The organism is Marinospirillum sp. (assembly GCF_044810985.1).
In the GTDB taxonomy this organism is placed as follows: Bacteria; Pseudomonadota; Gammaproteobacteria; order Pseudomonadales; family Halomonadaceae; genus Marinospirillum.
Genome location: NZ_CP085242.1, coordinates 2,491,527 through 2,517,845 on the forward strand (window position 1 = coordinate 2,491,527; position 26,319 = coordinate 2,517,845).

Here is a 26,319-nt window from a genome sequence, read left to right on the forward strand (position 1 = left end):
CTCTATTCAGCTAGCCACAAGTGAAAAGGATAGATGCTGATCGGATCACCTGCCGGAATTTCTGTCTGGTGGTCGGGAATACGGATCAGGCAGTTGGCCTGGTGCATGGAGGTTAAAATCCCTGAACCCTGGGCACCGGTGGTGTGGACTTCCAACTGGCCCTCGGGATTGACCTGGTAGATGCCGCGATGAAAATCACTACGGCCCAGGCGGCTTTTCAGGGGCTCTTCGGTTTGAGCGGTCCAGGTCGCGGTCAGGTTTTGATAGCCACCCTGAAGCTTTTTGATCAGGGGTTGCACCAGTAGCATGAAGGTGACCATGGCCGCAACCGGGTTGCCTGGAAGACCGGCAAACAGGCAGGTGCTGCCTTGCTGGTTCTGGCCAAGATGACCGAAGGCAAAAGGCCGACCGGGGCGAATCGCCAGTCGCCAGAAGCGGGTTTCACCCAGGTCAGCCAGGGCCTGCTTGACAAAATCGGCATCACCCACGGAAACCCCGCCGGAGGTGAGAATCAGTTGATGATCCCGGCTGGCCTTGCGCAGGGCGCTGGTGATGGCATTCAGGTCGTCGGGAAGAATACCCAGATCCGTGACCTGGCAGCCCAGGCCTTGCAGCATGCCCTGAACACTGAAGCGGTTGGCATCATAGATACCGGCCGCAGGCAGGGGCAGGCCGGGAGCGGTGACTTCATCCCCGGTGGAAAAGATGGCCACCCGCAACGGCTGGTGGACTTCCACTTCAGAAAACCCCAGCGAGGCCAGCAGACCCAGTTCGGTACTGCCCAGGCATTGGCCTGGATGCAGCAGAAGCTGGCCTTCCTGAATATCTTCACCGGCCTGGCGGACATTGCTGCCGATTTTCGGGGGCTTGTCACCCAGCTCGAAAAACACCTGGCCGTCTTCGCGGCGGGCCTGCTCCATCATGACCACGGTATCCGCGCCTTCGGGCAGGGGTGCACCGGTGGTGATGTAAATGCACTCACCGGCTTGCAGGGTCTGGTTGAAACCCCGCCCGGCCAGGCTTTCACCGGCCAGGTGCCAGCTTTTCAGTTGAGTGAGTTCACTGCCCTTGAGGGCATAACCATCCATAGCGGAGTTGGTGTTCTGGGGAACCTGAATCGGTGCCTGGATGTTTTCAGCCAGAAAAAGCCCCTGGGCCTCCTGCAAACTCCGTTTGATGGCAGGTGTGATTTGGGTGGCCGTTTCCAGCAAGGCCTGCTGGGCTTCTTCCAGGGTCAGTTGTGGTTTTTGGTCGGCAAAATCAAAGCAGGAAAGACTCATGCCCAGGCCTCCAGTATTTTTTTCTGTGTCTGGCAGAAGTTCCAGACAAAGTCTTCCAGTTCAGTCAGGTTGTTTAAATCCAGGGAGGGGAGGGTGCAGTCAGCGGGCAGGCTTTGGGGGTCATCGGTGGCCACCGCAAAAATATGCGGGTCTTCACGGAAACGCCAGGTTTTGCCCACAGCAGCGCGGTACAGCTCAATTTTGGGAAAGGCTTCGGCTTTGAAGCCTTCAATCAAAACCATGTCCAGAAGGTCTGTATTGAGCTGTGGCAGCAGTTCAGCCAGCTCTGGTGGTTCCTGGCGTTCATCCTCCACCATCAGGGCCCAGCGCTTATGGGAGGCAATCAGCATCTGTTCGGCACCGGCATGGCGCAGTTCGTAGCTGTCCTTGCCGGGGGTGTCGACATCAAAATCATGGTGGGCATGTTTGATACAGCCAACACGCAACCCCCGCTGGCGCAAGCGCGGCAAAAGCGCTCTCAGCAGGGTGGTTTTGCCGGTGCCACTCCAGGCGGCAAAGCCCAGTACAGGCAGAGTAAACGGGTTCATGATGCCACTTGCTCCTTTTTATATAGTGAATACCGGGCAAGAGCTGTTCCCCAATGCTCAGGAATTAACTAACCAATAAAGGAAGAATCTCTTATTTTTTTCTGAGGTTATTGTTTAATATGGCACAAGTGTGCAGGGACGTATATTGCTCTGAATAGGTATTCATGTAAGGGGGATTTCTTCAGGCTTGTTGAAATTACGCAACCCCTCGGCAGCAAAGACAACCGATGTCATGCCGACGCTGGCATACCAGCGATCCGGTTTACGCTCCCCGGCCTGCATGGCCGCTTCCAGTTGCACCAGACAATCGCGCCGGATGAGAACCACCACTGGTTGTAGGCGCTCGCCATCACTGGCAACCGCAATGGGTTGCTGGCTGTCCAGAGCGGCCTGATATAAACGTGCAGCCAGATCCTCCGGCAAAAAAGGCCCATCACAGGGAGCAAAAAGCACCCAGGGTTGGCTGGCTGCCTTGAGTCCCGTCAGAATCCCCATCAAGGGGCCCTGAAAGCCACTTTCCAGATCGGCAATCACCGGGTAGCCCAGTGACTGGTAATCGGCCTGGTTGCGGTTGGCGTTAATCAGCAATTCGCTGACCTGGGGAAGCAGTCGCTGGCTGACGTGGTGAATCAAAGGCTCGCCTTGATATCTGACCCAGCCCTTGTCCTGTCCCCCCATGCGACGGCCTTCGCCGCCTGCCAGAATGATTCCGGTAATAGGTAACGCTTGGGTTGTCATGTGGTTTCCTGATGCTCGTCTTCAAGACCACCATTATTCAGCAACCAGTGGCTGTTGCATAGTTCGGTGACCGGGTTGGCCTGGTGGCTGGTGATCAACAAAGCACTGCCTTGCCGTTTCAGATCGCTGACCAGCTGGGCCAGTATTTGCACCGCTTCGCTATCCAGGTTGGCCGTGGGTTCATCCAGCAACCAGAAATGCGGTTGCACCAGCTTGGCTCTGGCCAGGGCCAGGCGTTGACGCTCGCCACCGGAAAGGGTGCGGGCGGGTTGCTCGGCCTGGGCATCCAGCCGTGACCAGCGCAGGGCTGCCAATACGGCCTCCTTGCCCGCTTGTGCTTCCAGCTTTTTACCCTGGGCAGCCAGCTCCAGGTTGCGTTTGACACTGGTGTTGAACATGTAGGGTTGCTGGTGCAAGTAACAGCAGGCCTGCAAAGGCCGGATGGAGGAGGAGCTCAGTTCGACCTGGCCTTTGCTGGGCTTTTGCAGGCCACCGAGTATCTTCATCAGGCTGGTTTTACCGCTGCCGTTCTGGCCTCGTAACCAGACGCACTGGCCTTGCAGCCACTGGAGTTCAGGAATCTGCCAAACAGTCTGACCTTGAAAGCAAAGCTCAAGATTTCGGGCTTGCAAATGCAGAGAGGCTTTGGCTGTCATCAATGCGCACTCCCCTGCACGGCATTGCCCCGAAAATACCCCACCAGCAGGTTGAGTCCCAGGGCCAAGACCAGCAGCACCATCCCCAGGGCAATACCCTGAACATAGGCCCCCCGAGAGGTTTCCAGGGCAATGGCCGTGGTAATGCTGCGGGTGTAACCGGCAATATTGCCGCCCACCATCATGGCGCAACCGACCTCGGCAATGATGCGGCCAAAGGCCACCACCACGGCGGCCAGCAGCGCAAAGCGAACTTCCTGAGTGATCAGCCAGAGGCTGCGCAAGCGGGATAAACCCAGGCTGCGGGTGGTTTCCCAGGCATGGCGTGAAACACTCTGGTAGGCGGTATGACTCATGGCAATCAGAATGGGGAGACACATCAGCCACTGGCCGAGAATCATGGCGGGTTGGCTGAACAGCAGGCGCAAATCACCCAGGGGACCGGATCGGGACAGGAGCAAAAACAGCAGGAGTCCGATGACCACCGTGGGCACGGACAAAAGGGTGTTGTTGAGGGTAACCAGCAGCCAGTGACCCGGAAAACGCCAGAAGGCCAGAGCAAAGCCAGCCAGGAGTGCCAGGGGCACAGCCAGAAACAAGGCCGTTAAAGAAACCCGGAAAGACAGCCAGATGATACTCCAGAGTTCCGGGTCTGCGGACAAGAGCAACTGCAGAGCCTGCAGGGTGGCTGAAGAAATTGAATCCATGGTTTATTGGGCATCGCTGTAAAAAAGCTGTTCGCCATTCACACTAAAGCGGTCTATCAATTTCTGGGCTTCCGGGGAAACCAGCCAATCCTGCAGTTTGCGGGCACCGGAATGATTGATTCCAGAATGGCGTTCAGGATTAACCAGAATCACCTGGTAGGGATTGGCCAGATCAATGCCCCCCTCATAAACAACTTCCAGCTCCAGTTGTTCTTGCATAGCCAGCCAGGTACCCCGGTCGGCAAGAGTATAGCCTTGCAACTCGCTGGTCATTATCAGCGTCCGCCCCATGCCCTGGCCCACGGCCTGATAGCGGGAAAACTCCGGCAGACCACCGCTGCGATTCCACAGCTCCAACTCTTTCTTATGGGTGCCTGAATCATCGCCTCTGGATATAAAGGTCTGGTTGCTGGCACGGATCTGATCGAAAGCATCCAGGACACCGCGAGCTTCATAAAGGTTGAGCTGATCCTGGGGTGGGCCAAGAAGAATGAAGTCGTTATACATCAGCCCCTTGGGCTCAATGCCATGGCCTGCCTCCACAAAGGCTGCCTCCGCTTCTGGAGCATGAGTCAGCACCAGATCAACATCACCATCCTGGCCCAGACGCAGGGCCTGACCGGTTCCCACGGAAAGCACCTGAACCTCATTGGCATGCTGCTCTTCAAAATGCGGCAACAGATAATCCAGCAAGCCGGAATTATAGGTGCTGGTGGTGGTGGCCAGGCGCACCACATCCTGAGCTAGTAAGGGAAAGCTGATGGCGAGCAGGCAAAACAGGATAAAACGCTTAACCAAAAAATTCACGTTGCATATCTCCATGAGGTATTTTTGTCGTGGTTGGGTTACCCACAAGCAGGGTTGGTGCCAGGTTTAAGCTGGACTCTGTCCAAACTCCCGTACTCACCGGCTTGTTCAGCAAAGTGTCCGGCTGTATGGGTGACTTTTAAAGGGAAAATTTGCTTTCCTCCTGAGTCAAAATGCTACACTTTAGTGCCTGCCCGGTGCATTTCGTCCATTAGAGAGTTCTTTTATTATGACTGCCATGCCAGATTTACATCTTTGCCGCTCCGCCTCTGTACTTGTGGTGGACGACGAGCCGGGTATGCGCCAGTTTCTGGAAAAGGCCCTGGGCAAACATTTCGGGCTGGTTGAGGCTGCGGGCAGTATAGAGCAGGCCGAGGCTTTGCGTCAGCGCTGTCACTTTGACCTGATGATTCTGGATGTCAAATTGCCCGGGCGTTCGGGCATTGAATGGCATGAAGCGCTGCAGGACCCCAATCGCCATTCCGATGTGATCTTCATGACCGCTTATGCCGAACTGGATACCGCCATTCAGGCTTTGCGCGTGGGTGCTGCCGATTTTATCCTCAAACCTTTCCGTCTGGAACAGATGATGAACGCGGTGATGCGTGTGCTCAAGCGTCGCCAGTTGGCCAGAGAAAATTTCTTGCTCAAGCGTGAGGTGCGTCAGTTTTTGGAGGCGGACAACCCCATGATTGGCAACAGTGCTTCCATGCAACAGCTGGAGGGCGTTCTGCAACGGGTGGCTCCGACACCTTCAGCCGTTCTGATTGAAGGCGAATCCGGCACCGGCAAGGATCTGGTTGCCAGGGCACTGCATCAGCAGTCCGGGCGTCAAGGCCCTTATGTACCGGTCAACTGTGGAGCCATAGCACCTGACCTGCTGGAGGCGGAGCTTTTTGGTCACACCCGGGGAGCCTTTACCGGAGCCAATAAAGCCCGTGATGGGCTGTTCAGCTATGCCAGCGGTGGCACCCTGTTTCTGGATGAAATTGGAGAGTTGCCCCTGGCCATGCAAGCCAAGTTATTGCGCGCTCTGGAAGAAAAAGCCGTTCGTCCGGTGGGCAGTGAGCAGGAAGTCAAGGTGGATGTACGGATTCTGGCCGCCACCAACCGCAAGCTGGATGAAGAAGTAAAGGCTGGTCGTTTTCGTGAAGACCTGTATTTTCGCTTGAATGTGTTGACCCTGACCCTTCCGCCCCTGCGTGAGCGCAGTGAGGACATCCCCCAGCTGGCGCACTACTTTTCCCGCAAGCTTTCCCAGGAGTTGGGGCTGGAAGCGATCCCTTTCAGCCATGATGATCTGAAAGCCATGGAGCATTATTCCTGGAGTGGGAATATCCGGGAACTGAAGAACTTTATCGAACGCTGTATTCTGCTGGGCCGCCTGCCTTTGGAGGATTTAAACGAGGATCGTCCGGCAACTGGCGCTCAGGCAGGTGCCGGTTATCCCAGCTGCTGGCCTTTGGATGAAGTGGAAAAAACTCATATTCTCAAGGTCCTGGAAGCCTGCGACAGCAACAAATCAGCGGCTGCACGGCAGTTGGGCATTGCCCGCAAAACTCTGGATCGCAAGCTGGCCGCCTGGGATAGGGAAAGCAGCCATTCAGAGGGCACCCAGTAATGACGGCACCCTGGCGGGGGTCGGTAAAAGGCAAACTGCTGGCTTTGACCCTCTTGCCCATACTGCTCACTCTGGGTGTATTGGCTCTGCTGACTGCCTACTGGACGTCCACCTACACGGATCGCCAGCTTTATATGAAGGTGGCCGCTGATTTGTCGGTGGCTCAGGGCAGCCTGAACATCATGCAGGAAAGGCAACTGGAGCGTTTGGTTCAGCTTAGTAATGCCTGGCAGGTGCATGATGATCTGGTACAGCAGGATGAGCAAAGGCTCAAAGAACTGGTGGCCCGCATTCGTCGCAATCATGACTTTGATTTTCTGCGCCTCCTTCCGGTTGATGAGCTGAAACAAGTTGCACAGCAGCAGCCCAGTCTGGCTGGTTTGACCTCTCAGGCTCTTGCCGGACAAAGCCTGACCGGGCTTTCCGTGATTACTGCCGAGGAACTGCAAACCTGGCACCCGGATTTGGCAGAACAGGCCAAAGTGGAGATTATTGCCACCCCCAGAGCCAGGCCGACGCAGCGTAAAGTGGAAGACCGGGCCATGCTGGTTCGCAGTCTGCATCCCATCACCAATGCTCAGGGCGAAGTCACTTATCTGCTGGATGGCGGCCTTCTGCTCAACCACAATCTGGAATTTGTCGATACCATTCGTGAGCTGGTTTATGGTCCCGGTGCTCTGCCCGAAGGCGGCCTGGGCACCGTGACCCTGTTTCTGGATGAAGTGCGGATCACCACCAATGTGCCGGGTCTGATGAGTGGGGCGGGAGCAGCGTCAAAAAGGGCAATAGGTACACGCATCTCAGCGGAAGTCAGTGATCAGGTTCTGCAGCAGGAAGAGGTCTGGCTGGATCGGGCCTTTGTGGTCAATGACTGGTTCATCAGTGCCTACGAACCCCTCTATGATCTGCAGGGCAAGCTGATCGGTGTGCTTTATGCCGGTTTTTCGGAAGGCCCCTTTTTTCACCAGTATCTGATAACTCTGGCAGAGCTGGGAGCAGCCTTGTTGATAGTGCTGCTGATCTCGGCCTTTTTTGTCTGGCAGGGCGGCAATCGTTTGTTTGCTCCGGTCAAGCGCATACACGATTCCGTGATGGCGGTTCGTGCAGGCAAGCAGGATGCCCGCATCGGGCAATTACAGACCCAGGATGAAATGGCCGACCTGGCCCACCAGTTTGATGCCATGCTGGATGAGCTGGATTCACGGCAGGAAAAAATCCAGGCTGCCGCAGAGCAGCTGGAAAAAAAGGTTGAGGAGCGCACCCTGAGCCTGAGACAGAAAACCGGGGATCTGGAAGAGCATATCGAACTGCTCAAGGCCACCCGTGCCGAGCTGTTCACCAAGGAAAAACTGGCCGTACTGGGTGAGCTGACCGCCGGTATTGCCCATGAAATCAACAATCCTGCCGCTGTGATTCTGGGGCATATGGATCTGTTGCAAGCGGAGCTGGGAACTGCTGCTGAACCGGTGCAGGAGGAAATCGATACTGTTGTTGAACAGGTTTACCGCATCCGGGCCATCATCAATAATCTTTTACAATACACCCGCCCCGGTCAGATGGTCGACCAACTGCATACCCTGGATATCAATGCTGTGACTCAGGACACTTTGGCACTGGTGCGCCACGCTCTGGACAAGCAGGAAGTCGAAGTGGTTCAGGAGTATCAGGAAGTAGGCCATGTACAGGGTAATCGCCAACAACTGCAGCAGGTGCTGGTCAACCTGCTGATCAACGCTGGTAATGCCCTGGATCACCAGCCTGGCAAGGTTTATCTGTCCACCCACCCCTGGCAAACACCAGCAGGCAAACCGGGGGTGGAAATCAGGGTCAGGGATGAAGGCAAAGGGATGGAACCACAAGTTCAGGCACGGATATTTGAACCTTTTTTCACCACCCGTGAAGGGGGTAATGGTTTAGGGCTTTCCGTCAGTCGCAGCCTGATTCGCCGTTATGGCGGCAATATTCAGGTGGAATCCAAACCAGGAGAAGGAAGCTGCTTCAGTGTGTTCCTGCCCCGGCAAGCTGAAATCAACGACGAAGATGAAGCCACCATGCGGCAGCTTTTATCAGGACTGGGAGTAGTGAATTAGGCTGCAGTTTTCAGGTTGCCGAGTTCTTTGACCAGAGTTTCTGTATCCGGCTTGGCCTGGGCTGCATAGGCAGCAGCCACCTGGCGTGGGGCCGGAGCCTGGGCAGGCTTCATGGTGGTGACGTACTGGAGTTTGGGGTATTCCTCGGTCAGGGCACGCAGCCAGCTGAAGTGACCGGGATTGCCATAGGCCAGAGCCTCACCCATGCCGCCCTGAATCTGACGGGCCAGCTTGCGGCTGTAGGTGTCTTCCACCAGCACGATGTCATGGTGGTTGGGTGGCTGAAAATTATAGTTGCTCAGCCCCGGAGGATCATACTTGGTGGGTATGTGCGCCGGATGAATGGGCTGGGGTGCATAAGCGGGCAGGGTATTATAAAGCCCGGGCAAGTCAGGGGAATAAACCGGTGCCATCATCAAGCTCAGCATCAAAGAAAACTGCGCACCCTGCGCTGAGTTCAGCGAGGTGTTCAGGCTTTCCTGAGCTTCAAGTGAATGATTAAAAGCGTTTTCAATACGCATGGCGGTTTAGTGACCCTTGATAAACGACGGATTGCAAAAGTACCTGAGTGTGATTTCGGCGTTGCTCTGGAAAACTTTAACCTCCCATGACAAAAAAATTGGCTTTCGTTGGGAGTGGGGTGTTGCTAGACTGCAGCTGACATCTTGACGGGGTGCCCAGGCTGAAAAGCCAAGGCTGAGATAATACCCGTTGAACCTGAACCGGTTAGTACCGGCGTAGGAATCGAGATTCTTCCCCGCCCTGCCGGTTCCCGCACCTTTATAAAACGTGGGAGCACGCCATGAACAAGCCAGAAACCGAATTTTCCAGCCAGTTTTTAAGAGAAAAGGCCCAGGTGGATGCTGCCAGTGTGCAGCCGCTGCCCAATTCCCGCAAAGTCTATATTCAGGGTTCACGCCCGGATATCCGCGTCCCCATGCGGGCCATCAGCCAGGATGACACCCCGGCCCAGTTCGGTGTTGAACAAAACCCGGACATTCTGGTGTACGACACCTCCGGCATTTATACCGACCCCGAAGCCAGTATTGATATCCGTAAGGGTCTGCCTGCCCTGCGTACCGCCTGGATTGAAGAAAGAGGCGACACCCAGCTTCTGGACGGCCCGACCAGTGAATTCGGTCGTCGCCGTTATAATGATCCCACTCTGGAGCAGCTGCGTTTTGACCTGAAGCGCAAGCCCCGTCGTGCCCTGCCCGGCAAGAATGTCAGCCAGATGCACTATGCCCGCCAGGGAATCATTACCCCCGAAATGGAATTCATTGCCCTCCGGGAAAACCAGAAGCGTCTGGAGTTAGGCAGTGATGCCGTGGAGGCCATCCTGCAGCAGCAACATGCCGGTCAGGGTTTCGGTGCCAAAATTCCCGAAGAAATCACCCCGGAATTCGTGCGCGAAGAAGTGGCGCGGGGCCGAGCGATTATTCCCTGCAATATCAACCACCCGGAAAGCGAACCCATGATCATCGGGCGCAACTTCCTGGTCAAGATCAACGGCAACATCGGCAACTCGGCGCTGGGCTCTTCCATTGAAGAAGAAGTTGCCAAGATGACCTGGGGGATTCGCTGGGGTTCGGACACCATCATGGATCTGTCCACCGGCAAGCATATTCACGAAACCCGCGAATGGATTATCCGCAATGCGCCGGTTCCGGTGGGCACCGTGCCGATTTATCAGGCGTTGGAAAAGGTTAACGGCGCAGCCGAAGATCTGACCTGGGAGATATTCAGGGATACCCTGATTGAGCAGGCCGAACAGGGTGTGGATTATTTCACCATTCATGCCGGGGTGCGCCTGCACCATGTACCCATGACCGCCAAGCGAGTGACGGGTATTGTTTCCCGTGGTGGCTCCATTCTGGCCAAGTGGTGTCTGGCCCACCATCAAGAGAATTTCCTCTACACCCATTTCGAAGACATCTGCGAAATCTGTAAACAGTATGATGTCGCCTTCTCTCTGGGTGATGGCCTGCGTCCCGGCTCAGTGGCTGATGCCAATGACGAAGCTCAGTTCGGGGAACTGGAAACCCTGGGTGAGCTGACCAAAATCGCCTGGAAACACGATGTTCAGTGCATGATCGAAGGCCCCGGCCACGTGCCCATGCACCTGATCAAGGAAAACATGGACAAGCAGCTGGAATGCTGTGACGAAGCGCCCTTCTATACCCTCGGCCCCCTGACCACGGATATTGCACCGGGTTACGATCACATCACCTCCGGCATCGGTGCGGCGATGATTGGCTGGTATGGCTGCGCCATGCTCTGCTATGTCACGCCCAAGGAGCACTTGGGTCTGCCCAACAAGGATGATGTTAAAACCGGCATCATCACCTACAAGATTGCCGCCCATGCTGCGGATCTGGCCAAGGGCCACCCCGCTGCGCAGCGACGCGACAATGCCCTGTCCAAGGCACGTTTTGAATTCCGCTGGGAAGACCAGTTCAACCTGGGTCTGGACCCGGATACAGCGCGGTCATTCCATGACGAAACCCTGCCCAAGGATTCCGCCAAGGTGGCCCACTTCTGCTCCATGTGCGGCCCGAAATTCTGCTCCATGAAAATCAGCCAGGAAGTGCGTGAATACGCTGCTGACCTTGAAACCACAGACGCGGCTGAAGTGGAAGCCGGCATGCAGGAACAAGCCGAGCGCTTTCGGGAAGCTGGCAGTGCGATTTATCACAAGGCATGATTTAAACGGCCCTGCTGCATTAATATCAGCAGGGTCGCTGTCAGGCAAACAAGCCGCGCAGTTGGGCCCAGGTATCCTGCTGATCGGCCAGGTCCAAGCCAAGTAACTGGCTGGTCAGTGAGGATTGCTGTGCCCAGTGCTGATCCAGCCAGGCTGTTAACTGCTCCTTCAGATCCTCTTTGGATAGAGAAGTAGTGGCTTGACTGTCCGAAGTAGTGGCTTGCTCTGGTGTACCTGGATAATTAGAAGGAGGAAACACGTCGCCACCCTTGCCAGCGCCCGTAACTGACTCAAGAAAACCCAGATCGACAACCTTGCTGAAGGATTTAAGCATCTTGTCAGGGTTAAGCATGCTTTCCAGAAACCCTGAGTCGAGCTCGGTGACAGGGTTTTCATTGCTGGAGTATATGGCTTGAGCCTGTTCCACTGTTTCGGAATCAACAGGTTTTTCAGGCGGGTGGTAAGAATAGTTACTGTGTTGCTGGGTTCCGCGATAATGCCCCATATAAAAGGCCAGATGGTTGACCTGATCAGTATCCAGACCTTCTTCCTTGGCGTGAATGTAGATGTCAGTCAGCGCCTGCACATCCTTTTCATGTAAAAGGCCAGCTACATTCTGGTGCAGTTCATCTTTTCTGTTTGCAGAGCTCAGAGGATTATTTGTCGTGATGCCTGAAGCCTGGGTTAATTGATTCTTCATCTCTTTAACGTCAACTGAGCTGCCAAACGTTTGCTGCAGCTCGTTGACTTTTTGATCGACCAGGTAAAGGTTGTAGCGCCCCACATCAATGTTTACGCTGGCCGTTGCCAACTGGTTTCTACGCCCCTGGAAGGGTTCAATCGCTTCCTGCTGCAGCCAATCCACGGCCTGTTGAAAAGCCTGAGTCAAAGCCTGGCTGGTGGAACTCAGTTGCAGCTCTGCCTGGGTGCTGGTCGCTCCCTGGGATAGTTGCTGGTTTTTTTCTGGCTCGGTCCGGGTTGTTGATGTGTTTGACTGACGAGTCGTTGTTGAGTTGGGAGTGATTTCCATGTGCAGCCTCCTTGTCTTTAAATAATAAGGTGGGCGTGTAAAAATTGTCGTACCGTGCGCAGCACCCTTACCATGAATATTAGCCACCATAGGGTAGTTTATAGCCTGAGATCGGCGTTATTAAAAGCACTTTTGTCTCAGTGAGAAGACTAAACAGGTTTGGTCGGTTGATGAATCGTGAATATCATTAAAGGAGAAAACAGTGACTCAGGCGCAAAAACTCTGGCTGACGTTTGTCAGTATCAGTGGTTTTCTGGTGGTGGCTCTGGGCGCTTTTGCCGCTCATGGCCTTCAACCCTATCTGGATGAGAAAGCGCAAGGCTGGTTTGAATTGGCAACCCGTTACCAGATGTGGCATACCCTGGCTTTGCTGGGGTTGGTTGCCACTCTCTTGGAAAGAAATGCCGCCTTTCGCCTGGCTGCCTGGGCATGGGCTCTGGGTATTGTCCTGTTTTCCGGTTCGCTTTACATGATGGCAATAACCGGGCAAACGGCCCTGGCCTGGGTAACCCCACTGGGCGGCACGGCTTTCCTGATCGGCTGGTCGAGCCTGCTGGTCGGCAGCTTTCGCTTGCAGGAGCCTGCGCGGAAGAAGGTTGAGTGAAGCAGACAGGGTTTAAGGTTTAGGTGTCAGCGCCTGTCCTTCAAATTCCACACCTGCCCAGCCGGTTTTCATGAAGTTGCGGATGTTCTGGTGGTCACTGCCTTCGGAGTTTTGCAGTACATCCTGAGTGTAGAAGTCGCCGAAAGCATTCAGAGTGGCTTGTTCACCGAGCTGATGATGCAGTGCAAAGGCAAAAATCTTGCAGGAGCCGTTATTGGTGTTGGCTTCGTTGGCCAGTGAGCCGTTGGTGAAGCGGGTGGGGCTGAACTGATAATTTTGATCGATTACTTCCATGACTTGCTGAAAGTCCACCGGGCCTTGTTCTAATTCTGCAATCAGTTGTTCAAGAGTCATATTGTTTCCAGTTGTGGATAAAAAGACTGCCATGGCTGTGACAGGGCGTTAGTATGCCTGACTGTTCGACAGTTTATAATAAGAGGAAAAGGCGAATGAGTGATTTTCTGGTAGTGGGTGGGGGAGTGATCGGTATGATGCTGGCGCGGGAGCTGGCGGATGCCGGGGCGGAAGTCACTCTGGTTGATCGCAGGGAATGTGCCCAGGAATCCAGTTGGGCCGGTGGTGGCATTGTCTCGCCGCTTTACCCCTGGCGTTATCCGCCGGAAGTCACTGCTTTGGCTAATTATGCCCAGGATTTTTACCCCCGTCTGGCGGAAGAGTTGCTGGAAGAAACCGGGATCGACCCCGAATTCATCCCTCACGGCTTGTTGATGCTGCGGGTGGCGGATCAGGAAGCCGCACTTGCCTGGGCTGAGCGTGAAGGCCGCAATGTGGAACAGGTTGATTCAGCCTTTCTTTATGAAAAAGAACCGGACGTGGCTCCGGGTTTTGATCAGGCCCTCTGGATGCCCAAGGTGGCCAGTGTACGTAACCCGCGTCTGGGTCAGGCTTTGCGGGCCTCGGTGTTGAAACGTAAAAATATCCGCTTGCTGGAAAACACCGAAGTGACCGGAATTTTCCATGAGGAAGGGGAGGTTCTGGGGGTTCAGGGCAAGCAAATGGTTTTTGCGGCCAAGCAAACCATTATTTGTGCCGGTGCCTGGAGTGGCCCCTTGTTGCAGGAAGCGGGTCTGGAAACCTCCATCAAACCGGTGCGCGGCCAGATGATCGTGTTCAAGGCGGAACCGGGCCTGATCAATCGAGTGGTCTTGATGGATGGGCGTTATCTGATTCCTCGCAAGGATGGGCGTATCCTGGCGGGTTCAACGCTGGAATACGTGGGTTTTGATAAAGACACCACAGAAGATGCCCTGGTTTCCCTGAAAGAAACAGCCTGCCAGCTCTTGCCAGCTCTGCGTAACTGCGAGGTGGAGCATCACTGGGCAGGTCTCAGACCCGGCAGTAAGGATGGTATTCCCTACATGGGCGCGGTTCCCGGCTACCGGAATCTTTTGGTCAGTGCAGGCCACTTCCGCAACGGCCTGGTTCTGGCTCCGGCTGCAACCCGGGTCATGGCTGATCAGTTGCTGAAGCGGGAGTCAGAAATTGATGCCACGCCTTACCAGCCCAGTGTGAGGCTGGCAGCAGACTAGGGAAACCATGATTAACTATTGCGCTTGGTGATGCTGCGTTGAAATTGACCTCAAAGTGCTCATTTACTCCGGGTAAACTCCGCTTTTTCGGTCAATTTCGCCTTGCCTGACCTGCGCTCATAACGTGAATCAAAGCTTTCCTTAATCTTTTGTATCATCCCGCGGTGGCGTGTTATAAGCATCGCGGTGTTCACTGCAGCAAAAGTGCAGCTTGCCGGATTGAATGGCTTCACTGGCAGGCAGGTGCAGGCCGCACTCTTCGCATTTCACCATGCTTTCATGGCCGTCTTTGCCTTGTTGCTCTTCCACGCGCTGGTTCTGAAAGCCCTGCCAGTACTGCCACAAACGCCAACCGGCCCAGAACACCAGAACAAAAACCAGCAAACGAATAATCAAGAGGCTCATCTAACATCTCCGTTTAATAGAAGGCACTGATTTACGTTACGAGCGCAGGTCAGGCAAGGCGAAATTGACCGAAAAAGCGGAGTTTACCCAGAGTAAATGAGCAATTTGAGGTCAACTTCAACGCAGCATCACCAAGCACAGTAGTTAATCAGTGGTTTCTTAGGGAAGTCTTTGCTATTTGACCCCCCTTTTATCAAAATAAGCGCCATTCTAACAGTTTTCATGGTATCTGGAGCCTTCGCTTGTCAATCCTTCGCATCTATTCGGCACAAATCAACCCGATTGTCGGTGATTTTGCAGGCAATACCCAAAAAATCATTGCTGCAGCCCAAAAAGCCAGAGAGCAGCAGTCTGACCTGCTGATCACCCCGGAAATGGTCTTGACCGGCTACCCCCCGGAAGATCTCCTCTTTCGGCCTGCTCTTCAACAGAGAGTGCAGGAGCAGCTGGACTTTCTGGCTGCAGAAGTGACGGACATCACCCTGGTGGTTGGCTATCCGATAATCCATGAAGGGCAGGTCTTCAATGCGGCCGGTGTTTTGCATCAGGGGCAGTGGATTGCCGAATACCACAAAGCTTGTTTGCCCAATGATCAGGTGTTTGATGAAAAGCGTTATTTTACAGCGGGCCAGCAGCCGGTGGTGGTGGAGATTCAGGGCATCAAGTTGGGCCTGCTGATCTGCGAAGATCTCTGGCATTCCGGCCCGGCCCAGGCCAGCGTTGAAGCGGGTGCAGAAACACTGTTAGTCCTCAATGCCTCCCCCTGGCATCAAGGCAAACATCTGGAGCGGGTTGAGCTAGCGCGTCAGCGAGTGCAACCTCTGCAAGTGCCTTTGATCTACTGCAACGTGATCGGCGGTCAGGATGAGCTCTTGTTTGATGGCGCTTCCTTTGCGGTCAATTCTCAGGGTGAGCTGCTGGCTTCAGCCCCTGCGCTTCAGGAAGCCGGTTTGATTACCGAGCTGGAAACGACCTCGGCAGGGGTTGATCTCCTGCCCAGTGAACGGGCTACCTGGCCCGAGGCACTGCCCTATCTTTATGCTGCGCTGGTTTTAGGTCTTCAGGATTACGTCAATAAAAGTGGCTTCAAGGGCGTGGTGCTGGGTATGTCCGGGGGTATCGATTCGGCTCTGTCAGCCGCCATTGCCGTGGATGCATTGGGCAAGGAGAGAGTTACGGGCGTGATGCTGCCCTATCACTATACCTCCAGCATGAGCCTGGAAGATGCCGAGGAAGAAGCCCGCCTGCTGGATATTGACTACCAGGTTTATCCCATAGCCCCCATGGTTGACAGCTTTATGACCAGCCTGGAGCAAACCTTTGCCGGAACCCAGAGGGACACCACTGAAGAAAACCTCCAGGCGCGTTGCCGGGGAACCCTGCTGATGGCCCTGTCCAACAAACTGGGGCTGATGGTGCTGAGCACTGGCAACAAGAGTGAAGTGGCGGTGGGCTACTGCACCCTCTACGGCGATATGGTCGGCGGCTACAATGCCATCAAGGATGTCTACAAAACCCTGGTCTTCCAACTCGCCGAATGGCGCAACCAGCAGGGTCGTGTGATTCCCCAACGGATCATTGATCGTCCGCCTTCAGCTGAATTGGCCCCCGATCAAAAAGATGAAGACTCCCTGCCGCCCTATTCAGTGCTGGATAAACTGCTGGAAGGCTATATTGAGTTGGACAAGTCCGCTGCCGACCTGCTGGCTGAGGGCTTTTCTGAAGAGGATATCCGCCGCGTGATCGGCCTGGTGGATCGCAATGAATACAAACGCTACCAAGCCGCCCCTGGTACTCGGGTTACCTTCCGGGGATTTGGCAAGGATCGACGTTATCCACTGGTCAATAAATGGCCGGTTTTTTGAAACTGGAGTTATAGTGACTTAACGGGGTAAAAGGCTGCGTAAGGTTTCCCGCTCTGGAGCCAGGTAAGGGCTGGAGGGAAGTGCCAAGGCATGTTGCTGAGGTAAGCCGAAATTGGCACGACCAAGTACCAGGGCTTCTCCTTGCCATTCTTCGAGAAGTTGGTGGATTGGTAAGCGCAGGTGGCCTCGTACCGGATCAGCCAAAAAAGCTTTTCCCTCTGCAGCACCTTTTAGCACCACAAAGTGATTCAGTTTTTCCCTGCGCAGCAGAATAATGATTGGGCCGGGCAAGATTTCCAGGCTGGAAGCGGATAGATAAACTCCTTCGGCAGAATAACCCAGCTGCTCAGCAGTGTTTTTCAGATCCAGCAGGGAAAAACCTTCTTGTACTCGCTCAATACGTTCTTCATCAGACAAGCGATAAAGCAGGTTAGCAAGCAGCACTTTTTCTTCCCAGGGATCTTCAAAATAATGCGTCAGCAAAATCGAAAGGGCAGCCGCACCACAGGAGTAATCCAGTGTTTGGCGCTCAAGCTTCTGCATCTGAAGTTGATTCAGGGGTTTCAGGTTTTGCAAGGAAGCAGCGGCAAGGTGCTGCGCGTTGCCTACCAAGCTGAAAACAAGAAAACACAAAATCACGAGCGTACGAAGCATCATTTAAAACCTCCTGCGCCCGGTCAGACTAGCCGTTGGAGTGCCGCCATCTTCATTGAGGCCAAAAGTGATTTGCGGTGTTATCACCCAATCAGGGTTTAAGCGATAGGATGCAGAAAAACTGAGTGACATAGGCTCACGGTCAGAACCATAAACAGTCACCCCATCTGCTTTAATTCTGGAGTGGTAGCTATAGGTAAAGCGTTGTCCCAGTGAAATTTTCTCATTCAAGGCGAACCCCAGCCCGAAGTAACCGCTGAGTTGCCAGCCGGGATTAACCTCGTAGCCATCAATTGTTTCTTCCAGTCCGTGTGAATAGGTCAAACCACCAAACAGATTGACAGGATCAAGAGTACGAACAGCGGCCATGCCTGCACTGGCGAACCAATGGCCGTTTCCATTACTCAATGGGTCTTGCCAGGTATCTTGCGGTTCATAATAGTTTTTCTGGCCGGTGGGAGCTGTCAAAGAAAAATTAAAGCTGATCGCTGGTGTCGCAGCTGATTCACGAATCCATTGGTAGCGACTGCCCAAAGACACATCCGCCAAGCGCCACTCATCCGTATCTCGGACATACTTATTGGTGGATACCTGTTCGATATGAACATAGGTGAAGGGTGCTTTAAGCCAGACTTCCCACCTTTCGCCAAGACCGTAACTGGCTGTAGCCTGCCACTCCAGCATGCGGGCACTAAAAGAAGAACGCTCAAAATAACCAACATTCATTAGTGAATGGGACTCACGGGACTGTTTAAAATTAAGCCCCAATTCCAGCTCAAAACGACCGGGTGCAAGTAGAACCGCAGAATCTGCCAGAAAATCCTGAGGAGGCTGTGATGCCCTTTCTTCTCCAATGGAGGTGTCTGCTTCTTCGGTTGGCTTATCTTGAGAAAAGTCGCGCACCAGTCTTGTCACTTGAGAAAGTTCCAAGGCGACTTCCTGATTCAACGTGCGAAGTGAAGTCTGGCCCTGTGAGTCGATCAGCAATTGCCCCGTTAGACGGTCACCTGAGTTGAACAGGACTTGATACCTTTTATCCGTTTCCAGGGCGCTGATTTGAGATGTATCAATACGAATGGTCGAGCCTGATTCCAATACAAAAACACCCTGTTCATCCTGATAGGAAACCAAGCGACCGGAAAAAGTATCGCCATTGCTCAAGTGAAGCCGATCAGCCATGAGCGGTGAACAAATCAAAATCAGGATAAAGAAAGCTAAAGAAAGTACGGCCTTGTGCATAATTATCCCTATACAGGTGGCGGCAAGAGGCCGCCACCGATTGAGTTACCAGGAAAAAGTAGTGATAGGGCGGTTCCAGGCGGATTCGCGGAAGGCAAAGTTGCTTGGTTCTAGAGTTTCAGGGTGTAGTATCTGGTAATGATATTCAATGAGTTGAGCGTTATTAAGACTCCATGAATTTGGATCACTATATATATCAGCCATCCACTCATCACCCCCAATAGCATAGGTGTTTCCTTCGTAGTTGACAGAGTAGTCATCATTGCTGTAGGCACTGCCTATATAATTGTATGATTGATAATCGGAATAACTTCCCCAACCCAGATAAGTGATATGGTGAGTTGTTAATCCTGCCGTAACACTGGGGTAAGGTTGCCCTGAAATCAATGCTGCACCTTTGGCGTCACTCATTTCATGAGATGTCATGGTAACGAGCGAAGCATTTTCTTTTAATGAATCAAATATTGTGTTTTCAGCATAAGAGTAGCTGGTAATACTGATTAAAGCTGTGAGAAAAAATAATTTTTTCATTTTTATTATCCTGATGGTTAAATATTAATTCCAAGGGTTTCAAATAATTCTTTTGATCTTTCGTCTTCATCGACCAACTTGTAAAAGGCGGTCTTCAATTCTTCATTCTTTTCACTGCTTGAATATATTTCGGATAGTTGTTCAACTCCGGTCTCACTCATGGCTTGCCCTAATTTTTCACGCATGCTTGTAGATAGCTCCTTCCTCTCTTGTCTGGTAGAGTCCATTAGTCTTTGGTGCTCAGGATCAAACTTTTGGCCAAGTGAAGGTTCCAGAATTGCAAATTCAGGTGTTACAACCTTTGCGTACCAGTCTGGCATCCTGAGATTGAGAACCTCTTTTGGAACTTTTCCATTAGTTTTTAAGCTGTCATTATCTGATGTGTTTGAGTAAGTGAACTTTGGTTCTGCGCTATGGCTTTCCAGGTTTTGCTCTGCGTAGTATCTGCCTTTAGCTGAAAAGGTGGCTGTGTCGTCATTGCCTTGTTGGCCGGACTGCAAAGGTCGGGTGTTTTTGCTTTCTCTATCAGAACCTGTATTGAGTGCAGTGGGTTGCTGGGTGTTTTGCAGTGGTGCAATACTTGAAAGTGTCATGGATTGTCCTCCGTTGCTGACTACTAGAAACGTACATGCAAGGGTAAGCTATAAATAGGATTTTTTTGCTTTACTCTGACCCCATAAAAGATGACAGATGATTGCTTGTTACTAAAAGTATAATTTTTGGAATTTAGCCTAGATGTAAATTCCCAGATTATTCATTAGCTGAACAGCTTCGAGATCGTTTTTAATTTTGCTTTTGATAAAATTTTCAATCTTTTTTTCATTTTCCTCCTGAGTGTGATCACTTCTTCCATAATATTTTTCAATTGCTTCATCATGAAGTTTCTTTATTTTATCTCTAACGCCTTGTATTTCGTTTTCTAGGCTTATTTTTAGTTTATACTCTTCATTAGACTTTTCATCTAATGGTGCAGGCACTGTAAAAAATGGGTACATCCATTCCTGCATGGGTTTTCCATAGCTATTGGATTTGATATCAATGTTTGATTTTATGTCAGTTAATTTCCGGTAACTGTCTACATCAGCCTTTGATGCATTGTTCTGCTTGTTGTTGTAAGTCAGCTTTGGCTCGGTACTCTGGCTTTCCAGGCTTTGCTCCGCATAATGACGCCCCTGAGCAGAAAAGATGGCTGTGTCGTCATTGCTCTGCCGAGCAGTTTCTGAATGTTGGTTGGCTTTGTTCGCAGTACCCGAAGCAGGATTCAGTGCAGTGGTTTGCTGGGTACTTTGCAGTGGAGCAATATTTGAAAGTGTCATGGCATTCTCTTCTTTTGGTGAGTAGCTTATGCAGTAGCTTGTGGCTGGTGTATGCCCAGCTTACCCATGGTTTCAAGTAAGCGTTCATCTTGGTTCACAAGCTTTTGAAAGGTTGTTTTCAGGTCTTCATTTTTTGCAGGGTTTTGGAATACTGTTTTTAACTCTTCAATTCCTGTGATATCCATTGCTTCACGTAATTTTTCTGGGAGGGCAGACAGTAGCTCTGAATATTCTGGTGATTGGCGTACTTCCCTGACTTCAGGATTCATCGAGCTGCCAATTTTTGGCTGCCATTTTGCTGCTTCTGGGTAGTAATCGTTTAACCAGTCAGGGACGCGGTAATCTTCGATTGACTTCATATTAGACGAAATCGATTTATCAACTACTTTTGAATATGTGAATCTTGGTTCTGCACTTTGGCTTTTCTGGTTTTGCTCTGCGTAGTATCTGCCTTTAGCTGAAAAGGTGGCTGTGTCGTCATTGCCTTGTTGGCCGGACTGCAAAGGTCGGGTGTTTTTGCTTTCTCTATCAGAACCTGTATTGAGTGCAGTGGGTTGCTGGGTGTTTTGCAGTGGTGCAATGCTTGAAAGTGTCATGGGTTGTCCTCCGTTGCTGTTTTTATAAATCTAGTGTTTTAGCTGAACTGAAAAAAGCAGTACTTGGCTTTACTCTGACCCCTTGTAAACCTGTTCAATAAAATCATCATTGCCTAATGGCTTGTTGCGACTGATGGCAACTTCGATCTGGGAGCTGATTTGAGGTCCAGGGGGTTTCTTGAGTTCTTGCAGGTAATCAAGATGCTGAAAGACGTGCTGTCTGTAGCTGCTCCAGGGGTAGTGTTTTGGCTCTTGGCACAAGCCTTCAGTGACCGGCTTGTAAACAAGATAATGGATAGCATGTTTCATCCAGGGTTTTCTTTGCAGAGGGGATGATTTGAAGCGCCCGTTCCATAGCGTACCAGTGCGTTTTTCTTTCTGGTTGAGGTGGCGTACATAGCGTCTGCCGAGCGCCTGCATTAGCCTGGATAGGCTTTTCCCGTGCTCGGGCTCTAGTAGAAGATAGATTTGCTGTGGCAGTAGCAGGTAAGCATGGAGAATACAGTTGTGTGCTTGTGCTTCCTCATTTACCCAGAGCAGGTACTGCTTGTAGTCCTGGTCTTCAAGGAATACCTTTCTTTCTTGAATCCCTTGCAAATGAATTAGGTGGGATTCATTGTCGATGAGTAGCCTGTGAGGTCTGGTCATGAATGCGCTCCCTTGCCATGCGTAAATGTTTCAGGAGCAGCAATTTCTATGCCATGCTATAGCGTGTTATTTTAGGATTAAAGCGGCAAGAAATTTCCGGTTAAAAGATAAACTCAGGTAAAAACTTACCTCTGCATTTGCGGGGTCAGAGTAGAAGGTTAATAGCCTTGACTTTTAACTGCTGTTGATCGAACCAATTTAATTGGTAGATAAAGTTTGCATTATTAAACTTTATTAGGTGTGAATTTTGGCTTTTATCATTTGTTTGATATTTGGATTTTCACTGAGTTGAATGCTGTTATAGGAGTGCTCCCAGAGTGTGGTTGAGCCGATCAGGACGAGCAGCTGTAATGCGATAGCCCGCCCACGCCAAAATGCTCAAGTGGCTTAAGCCGGTAGTAGTTTTCTTCGATTGCTGCTGATTGTTCGGCGTAGGGCTGGGTCATCACATCCTGCAGTTCATACAGTAAGTGGGTATCGCCCTGACTGGCTTGCTGATAAGCGGAGGCCAGCAGTCCTTCCCTGAGGGTGTATTTGGGATTGGTGTTTTGCATTTGCTCGGAAATTGCTTCCAGTGAGCGCTCAGGGTTGCTGGTGACCACTTGCTTTCTCCATTGCTCCAGCCATTTCGACCAGCGTTGATCCCTTGCCTTAATTTGCGTTTCAGGTTGCCTGTCCGTGTAAAAACGGGGTTTAAGCGCACTGATGTCGTCTGGCAGCTTTGAAAGCTCGCGAAAGAAGAGCGTGTAATCAAGGGGCGTGTCCGTCATCAGTTCCAGCAGCTCGTCATAGAGTTCGTAGTCAAAGGTGTTGAGTCCGAGTTTGGCCGCCCACATTTTTTGCATTTCTTGCTGCATGGTTGGGGTGAACTGGGCCTGAAGGGCATTGAGTTCATGCAGCAATTCCGGTTGCTCAGCCAGCAGGGGGCTTAAAGCGCTGCATAAACTTCTGAAATTACGTTCTGCGGCAGCGGGCTGGTTGAAGAAACAAAAGTGACGTCCGCCGCCTGTCCAGGGTTGGTAATAGGGATCAAAGACTTCACAAAACCCGAAGGGGCCATAGTCGAGTGTGAAGCCCCCGGCTGCACAGTTGTCACTGTTGAAATTACCCTGGCAGTAACCTACCCGTATCCAGTTGGCTACCAGTGAGGTGAGCCGCTCCATAAACAGGCGCGCCAGTTGCAACACTTTTTGTTCGGTGGTGAGCTGCGGGTCTATTTCCTGAGAATATTCACGCTCAATCAAGTGCAGAACCAGGAGTTCAAGTTCTTCCGGGGCATGCGGATGTGCGTTGCTTCTGGCCCGGCGGGCGAAAAGCTCAAGTTGACCGACGCGGATGAAAGAGGGCGCGACACGGGTTGTTATGGCGACGGGTTCCCAAACAAGCTGGTCAGGATCCAGGGAGCGTGAGCCTTGTGAGTACCAGGGGCGTTTGACCTTTTCAGTGGCTGAGACATAGAGGCAGAGCGAGCGGGAGGTGGGCACCCCGAGTGCGTGCATGTGCTCTTGCGCCAGGAACTCCCGCACGCTGGAGCGCAACACGGCGCGACCATCAGCGCCACGGCAGTAGGGGGTTTGTCCGGCTCCTTTCAATTGCATTTCCCAGCGCTGGCCCTGGATGACCGCTTCCAGAATGGAAATGGCGCGACCGTCGCCATAGCCGTTTCCAGTACCAAAGGGGCATTGTTGAGTGTATTCAGTGCCATAGATGGACAGGGCGTAGCCACAGGCCCAACCTGAATCCAGCAAGGGTTCGGGCAGGTTGCTCAGATCACCGGAGAAGAAGCGGATGAAGTCGGGCGCTTGGGCCAGGTCATCAGCAAAACCCAGCTCATGAAAAAAGTCTTTACTGTGGGCAAGATACCGGGGTTGATCCAGGGGAGTGGGTTTGACGGGCACATAGTGCCCTGAGAAGACTTGCCGTGGCTGGTGATCCCTTCCATCTTGCGTTGCATGAGGATCACACTTCAGAGTGTTTCTCAGCGAATAATCGGCTCGCTGGGCAAGCTGCTCAAGGTTTGTAACCACTTAAAATCTCAACAAATCAAAACTCAGAATTTGCAACAGGGTTTTGTCAGGTTTGTTGGTGGGATGCAGCTGAACAAATTGCTGGTTGCGACCCAGTTGCGGGTGTTCGGGATCAAGCTCAACCAGTAGCTGTTTGAGACGATCCGCTTCTTTTTGATCTTCCAGATGCAGGTAGCCTTCAATCATGACGGCAATGGCATCGGGCACAGCCGGGGTGTCACGGTAGCCTTCCACCACTTCCTTGCCGCGATTGATGGCGGCAACGGGGGCGCCGCGACGCAGGTAGAATTGACCGATGTAGACTTCCTGCTCGGCCAGCAGGTTTTTCAGATAACGCAGACGTTGGACGGCATCGGGGGCATACTGGCTGTCGGGGTGGTCAAGGATCAGGCGGCGGAAGTCACCATAGGCTTCACGGGTGGCCCCCGGGTCGCGTTTGGAGATGTCGCTGAGTTCCAGACCTTCCAGAGCGTGTCGTCCGCCCTCCCAGGCTGCCAGGCCGCGCAGGTAATGGGCATAGTCAACCTGGGGGTGATCCGGGTTCAGGCGAATAAAACGGCCAGCAGCAGCACGGGCGGCTTCATATTGGTTGCTCTGATAATTGGCGTAAATGAGTTCCAACTGAGCTTGCTCACCATATTCACCAAAGGGAAAGCGCGATTCCAGAGCCTGCAAGCGCTCTATGGCGGTGGTGTAGCGGTTATTATCCAGAGCCTCCTGAGCTTCCTGATAAAGTTGTTGCTCGGTCTTGTCTTCGTCCGCTATGCGCCCAGCGCAGCCGGTCAGCAGCAGGGTAGCGAGGCTGCCCACCAGCAGCAGGGTTAGGAGGGGTTTCAATCGGGCAATAGCTGGCATGGTGTATCCATAACTCCTGAAATATGTGAGGCTCAGTGCTAGTGTTCATTGCGGGTGGTAGAATACTGAAAAGACCACTTGAATTCGAGTGAATCAGACTTTTAATTTTACAAGTAATTCCATGACCCAGCTAATTGAGCAACAAGCCGAAGTGACCGGCGAGCTGGCAGGCAGGCGTTTAGACCTGGTTGCCGCTGAGCTTTTCCCTGATTTTTCACGGGCCAAACTGCAGCAGTGGCTTAAGGAAGGTCTGTTAACCCGCAATGGCAAACCCGTCAAACCCAAGGACAAGGCTCTGATCGGTGACCGCCTGGTGCTGGAAGCCGAGCAGGAACAGCAAGTCAGTGACCGTCCCCAGGATCTGGAGCTGGATGTTGTTTTTGAAGATGACTCCCTGCTGGTGATTAACAAGCCCGCGGGTATGGTGGTGCACCCTGCCGCTGGTCATGCCGATGGTACTCTGCTGAATGCCGTGCTTTACCACTGCCCGCAACTGGAAGAAATACCGCGTGCAGGCATAGTACACCGTCTGGACAAGGACACTTCCGGCCTGATGGTGGTGGCTAAAACCCTGCAGGCCCAGACTGCTCTGGTGGCCCAGTTGCAGGATCGCAGTATGAGCCGGGAATACGATGCTGTGGCTCTGGGGGTGTTAACCAGTGGCGGCAAGGTGGACGCTCCCATTGGCCGCCATCCCAAGGATCGTAAGCGTCAGGCTGTGGTGGTCTCCGGTGGTAAACCGGCAGTCACCCACTACCGGGTGGTGCAGCGTTTCCGGGCGCATACCCATGTGCGTTGTAAACTGGAAACCGGGCGCACCCACCAGATTCGCGTGCATCTGGCCCACCTTCGCCATCCCCTGATTGGTGACCCCTTGTATGGTGGACGCTTAAAACTGCCTGCCGGGGCCAGTGAAGAGCTGAAAGACTTCTTGCGTAGTTTTCCGCGCCAGGCCTTGCATGCCCGCAGCCTGGGTTTGATCCACCCGCTCAGCGGGGAGACCTTGAGTTGGCAGGCCGCTATGCCGGAAGATATGCAGTTGCTGTTAACTTTACTGGATGAAGATCTACGAGAGGCACGATGAATAACCCCGCGACAGACCGGCTCAGTTTACTTTATCCACAATGGCCTGCCCCTGAAAAAGTCAGAGCCTGGGTGACCACACGTGAGCAGGGTCCCAGTGAAGGCGTGTTTGCCCATTTCAACCCGGCAGATTCCGTGGGCGATGACCCGGAAAAGGTCGCCATCTGTCGTCGTCAGTTGTTGCATGAAACCGGTAACCGGCCTCTGAACTGGCTGCAACAGGCGCATGGCAACCAAGTGGTAAGCGAGTTTTCACCAGGTGCGGTGGCCGATGCGGCTGTGGCTGAATCCAGTGATTACGCCTGTGTGGTTTTAACGGCCGATTGTCTGCCGGTTCTTTTCTGCAATCGCCAGGGCACCCAGGTGGCTGCTGCTCATGCTGGCTGGCGGGGTCTGGCTGCTGGAGTACTGGAAAACACGGTGGCGGCCTTGAACAGTGACCCTGAAGATCTACTCGTCTGGCTGGGCCCGGCCATAGGGGCACGGGTTTTTGAGGTTGGGCCGGAAGTGCGTCAAGCATTCCTTGACGGCCACCCGGAAGCAGCAACAGCTTTTGTGCCCAGCCCTTTTCGCCTCAAACACTACATGGCCGACCTTTATCGTCTGGCACGTCAGCGTTTGGAGGCTTTGGGGGTTGAGCAGGTCTTTGGCGGGAATTTTTGCACTCTTTCCGACCGAGAACGTTTTTATTCCTATCGTCGGGATGGTCAGACCGGCCGGATGGCCAGTGTGATCTGGCTGGAAGATTGACTTGTGACCAAATTA

Annotated in this window: 27 protein-coding genes and 1 riboswitch; of the genes, 8 read left to right on the plus strand and 19 right to left on the minus strand. The window is 52.9% G+C overall.

What is annotated here, in order from left to right:
• Positions 1-2: 2 nt before the first annotated feature.
• The 6 genes from glp to LG323_RS11770 all read right to left on the minus strand — a co-directional run bounded on the left by glp (position 3) and on the right by LG323_RS11770 (position 4,736).
• On the minus strand, positions 3-1,280 hold the full coding sequence (gene glp / locus LG323_RS11745) for a gephyrin-like molybdotransferase Glp (RefSeq protein ID WP_404416366.1): 1,278 nt from the start codon (positions 1,278-1,280) through the stop codon (positions 3-5).
• On the minus strand, positions 1,277-1,828 hold the full coding sequence (gene mobB / locus LG323_RS11750) for a molybdopterin-guanine dinucleotide biosynthesis protein MobB (protein WP_404416369.1): 552 nt from the start codon (positions 1,826-1,828) through the stop codon (positions 1,277-1,279). The genes glp and mobB overlap by 4 nt, the downstream gene beginning before the upstream one ends.
• Before the next feature lie 162 nt (positions 1,829-1,990).
• Positions 1,991-2,566: a molybdenum cofactor guanylyltransferase MobA gene (gene mobA, locus LG323_RS11755; protein ID WP_404416372.1), complete on the minus strand. Its 576-nt coding sequence runs from the start codon at positions 2,564-2,566 to the stop codon at positions 1,991-1,993.
• Positions 2,563-3,222, minus strand: a complete 660-nt coding sequence (locus LG323_RS11760) for an ABC transporter ATP-binding protein (protein WP_310697226.1) — start codon at positions 3,220-3,222, stop codon at positions 2,563-2,565. The genes mobA and LG323_RS11760 overlap by 4 nt, the downstream gene beginning before the upstream one ends.
• Entirely contained in the window at positions 3,222-3,929 is a 708-nt protein-coding gene (locus LG323_RS11765; RefSeq protein WP_310697225.1) for an ABC transporter permease, read from the minus strand. Before LG323_RS11765 ends, LG323_RS11760 begins: the two co-directional genes overlap by 1 nt.
• A 3-nt stretch (positions 3,930-3,932) precedes the next feature.
• Positions 3,933-4,736 (minus strand): substrate-binding domain-containing protein, encoded by an 804-nt coding sequence (locus LG323_RS11770; RefSeq protein ID WP_404416376.1) that lies wholly within the window; start codon positions 4,734-4,736, stop codon positions 3,933-3,935.
• 229 nt (positions 4,737-4,965) lie between these two features.
• Here LG323_RS11770 and LG323_RS11775 point away from each other — a divergent pair, with 229 nt between their 5' ends.
• A complete protein-coding gene (locus LG323_RS11775; RefSeq protein WP_404416379.1) occupies positions 4,966-6,357 on the plus strand; it encodes a sigma-54-dependent transcriptional regulator in 1,392 nt (463 codons plus the stop codon).
• Positions 6,357-8,447, plus strand: coding sequence for a cache domain-containing protein (locus LG323_RS11780; RefSeq protein WP_404416382.1), 2,091 nt, complete (start codon positions 6,357-6,359; stop codon positions 8,445-8,447). The genes LG323_RS11775 and LG323_RS11780 overlap by 1 nt, the downstream gene beginning before the upstream one ends.
• Here LG323_RS11780 and LG323_RS11785 read toward each other — a convergent pair.
• A complete protein-coding gene (locus tag LG323_RS11785; protein WP_404416385.1) occupies positions 8,444-8,968 on the minus strand; it encodes a hypothetical protein in 525 nt (174 codons plus the stop codon). The genes LG323_RS11780 and LG323_RS11785 overlap by 4 nt on opposite strands.
• A gap of 138 nt (positions 8,969-9,106) precedes the next feature.
• Positions 9,107-9,208, plus strand: a riboswitch (TPP riboswitch).
• 41 nt (positions 9,209-9,249) lie between these two features.
• Here LG323_RS11785 and thiC point away from each other — a divergent pair.
• Positions 9,250-11,151, plus strand: coding sequence for a phosphomethylpyrimidine synthase ThiC (thiC, locus tag LG323_RS11790; protein ID WP_404416388.1), 1,902 nt, complete (start codon positions 9,250-9,252; stop codon positions 11,149-11,151).
• Between the two features lie 40 nt (positions 11,152-11,191).
• Here the strand turns inward: thiC and LG323_RS11795 are convergent, their stop codons facing one another.
• The gene (locus tag LG323_RS11795; RefSeq protein WP_404416391.1) at positions 11,192-12,181 is read right to left on the minus strand and encodes a hypothetical protein; all 990 of its coding nucleotides are present in this window, start codon (positions 12,179-12,181) and stop codon (positions 11,192-11,194) included.
• Between the two features lie 202 nt (positions 12,182-12,383).
• Here LG323_RS11795 and LG323_RS11800 point away from each other — a divergent pair, with 202 nt between their 5' ends.
• Positions 12,384-12,785: a DUF423 domain-containing protein gene (locus LG323_RS11800; protein WP_404416394.1), complete on the plus strand. Its 402-nt coding sequence runs from the start codon at positions 12,384-12,386 to the stop codon at positions 12,783-12,785.
• A gap of 12 nt (positions 12,786-12,797) precedes the next feature.
• On the opposite strand, the gene LG323_RS11805 is transcribed toward LG323_RS11800, so the two are convergent.
• Positions 12,798-13,139 (minus strand): HopJ type III effector protein, encoded by a 342-nt coding sequence (locus tag LG323_RS11805; protein WP_404416397.1) that lies wholly within the window; start codon positions 13,137-13,139, stop codon positions 12,798-12,800.
• A 95-nt stretch (positions 13,140-13,234) separates the two neighbouring features.
• On the opposite strand from LG323_RS11805, the gene thiO reads away from it, so the two are divergent.
• Entirely contained in the window at positions 13,235-14,335 is a 1,101-nt protein-coding gene (thiO, locus tag LG323_RS11810) for a glycine oxidase ThiO (protein ID WP_404416399.1), read from the plus strand.
• 141 nt (positions 14,336-14,476) lie between these two features.
• Here thiO and LG323_RS11815 read toward each other — a convergent pair whose 3' ends face one another.
• The gene (locus LG323_RS11815) at positions 14,477-14,740 is read right to left on the minus strand and encodes a PP0621 family protein (RefSeq protein WP_404416402.1); all 264 of its coding nucleotides are present in this window, start codon (positions 14,738-14,740) and stop codon (positions 14,477-14,479) included.
• 242 nt (positions 14,741-14,982) lie between these two features.
• On the opposite strand from LG323_RS11815, the gene LG323_RS11820 reads away from it, so the two are divergent.
• Positions 14,983-16,605 carry an NAD+ synthase gene (locus tag LG323_RS11820; RefSeq protein WP_404416405.1) on the plus strand — a complete coding sequence of 541 codons (1,623 nt, stop codon included), beginning with the start codon at positions 14,983-14,985 and terminating at the stop codon, positions 16,603-16,605.
• 18 nt (positions 16,606-16,623) lie between these two features.
• On the opposite strand, the gene LG323_RS11825 is transcribed toward LG323_RS11820, so the two are convergent.
• The 9 genes from LG323_RS11825 to LG323_RS11865 all read right to left on the minus strand — a co-directional run bounded on the left by LG323_RS11825 (position 16,624) and on the right by LG323_RS11865 (position 24,471).
• Positions 16,624-17,262, minus strand: coding sequence for a C39 family peptidase (locus LG323_RS11825; protein WP_404416407.1), 639 nt, complete (start codon positions 17,260-17,262; stop codon positions 16,624-16,626).
• Positions 17,263-18,498, minus strand: a complete 1,236-nt coding sequence (locus LG323_RS11830; RefSeq protein ID WP_404416410.1) for a transporter — start codon at positions 18,496-18,498, stop codon at positions 17,263-17,265. It lies immediately after the preceding gene.
• Between the two features lie 45 nt (positions 18,499-18,543).
• Positions 18,544-19,029, minus strand: coding sequence for a hypothetical protein (locus LG323_RS11835; RefSeq protein WP_404416413.1), 486 nt, complete (start codon positions 19,027-19,029; stop codon positions 18,544-18,546).
• 17 nt (positions 19,030-19,046) lie between these two features.
• Entirely contained in the window at positions 19,047-19,622 is a 576-nt protein-coding gene (locus LG323_RS11840) for a hypothetical protein (RefSeq protein ID WP_404416416.1), read from the minus strand.
• 138 nt (positions 19,623-19,760) lie between these two features.
• Positions 19,761-20,345 carry a hypothetical protein gene (locus LG323_RS11845; protein ID WP_404416419.1) on the minus strand — a complete coding sequence of 195 codons (585 nt, stop codon included), beginning with the start codon at positions 20,343-20,345 and terminating at the stop codon, positions 19,761-19,763.
• A gap of 26 nt (positions 20,346-20,371) precedes the next feature.
• Positions 20,372-20,941 carry a hypothetical protein gene (locus LG323_RS11850; protein ID WP_404416422.1) on the minus strand — a complete coding sequence of 190 codons (570 nt, stop codon included), beginning with the start codon at positions 20,939-20,941 and terminating at the stop codon, positions 20,372-20,374.
• 69 nt (positions 20,942-21,010) lie between these two features.
• Positions 21,011-21,589, minus strand: a complete 579-nt coding sequence (locus LG323_RS11855) for a transposase (RefSeq protein ID WP_404416425.1) — start codon at positions 21,587-21,589, stop codon at positions 21,011-21,013.
• A 332-nt stretch (positions 21,590-21,921) separates the two neighbouring features.
• Positions 21,922-23,616, minus strand: coding sequence for a protein adenylyltransferase SelO family protein (locus tag LG323_RS11860; RefSeq protein WP_404416427.1), 1,695 nt, complete (start codon positions 23,614-23,616; stop codon positions 21,922-21,924).
• A complete protein-coding gene (locus tag LG323_RS11865; protein ID WP_404416430.1) occupies positions 23,617-24,471 on the minus strand; it encodes an outer membrane protein assembly factor BamD in 855 nt (284 codons plus the stop codon).
• 121 nt (positions 24,472-24,592) lie between these two features.
• Here LG323_RS11865 and rluD point away from each other — a divergent pair, with 121 nt between their 5' ends.
• Together rluD and pgeF are read left to right on the plus strand one after the other, a co-directional pair.
• Complete coding sequence (gene rluD / locus LG323_RS11870; RefSeq protein ID WP_404416433.1) at positions 24,593-25,555, plus strand: 23S rRNA pseudouridine(1911/1915/1917) synthase RluD; 963 nt, start codon at positions 24,593-24,595, stop codon at positions 25,553-25,555.
• Positions 25,552-26,304: a peptidoglycan editing factor PgeF gene (pgeF, locus tag LG323_RS11875; RefSeq protein ID WP_310697736.1), complete on the plus strand. Its 753-nt coding sequence runs from the start codon at positions 25,552-25,554 to the stop codon at positions 26,302-26,304. Before rluD ends, pgeF begins: the two co-directional genes overlap by 4 nt.
• Positions 26,305-26,319: the final 15 nt, after the last annotated feature.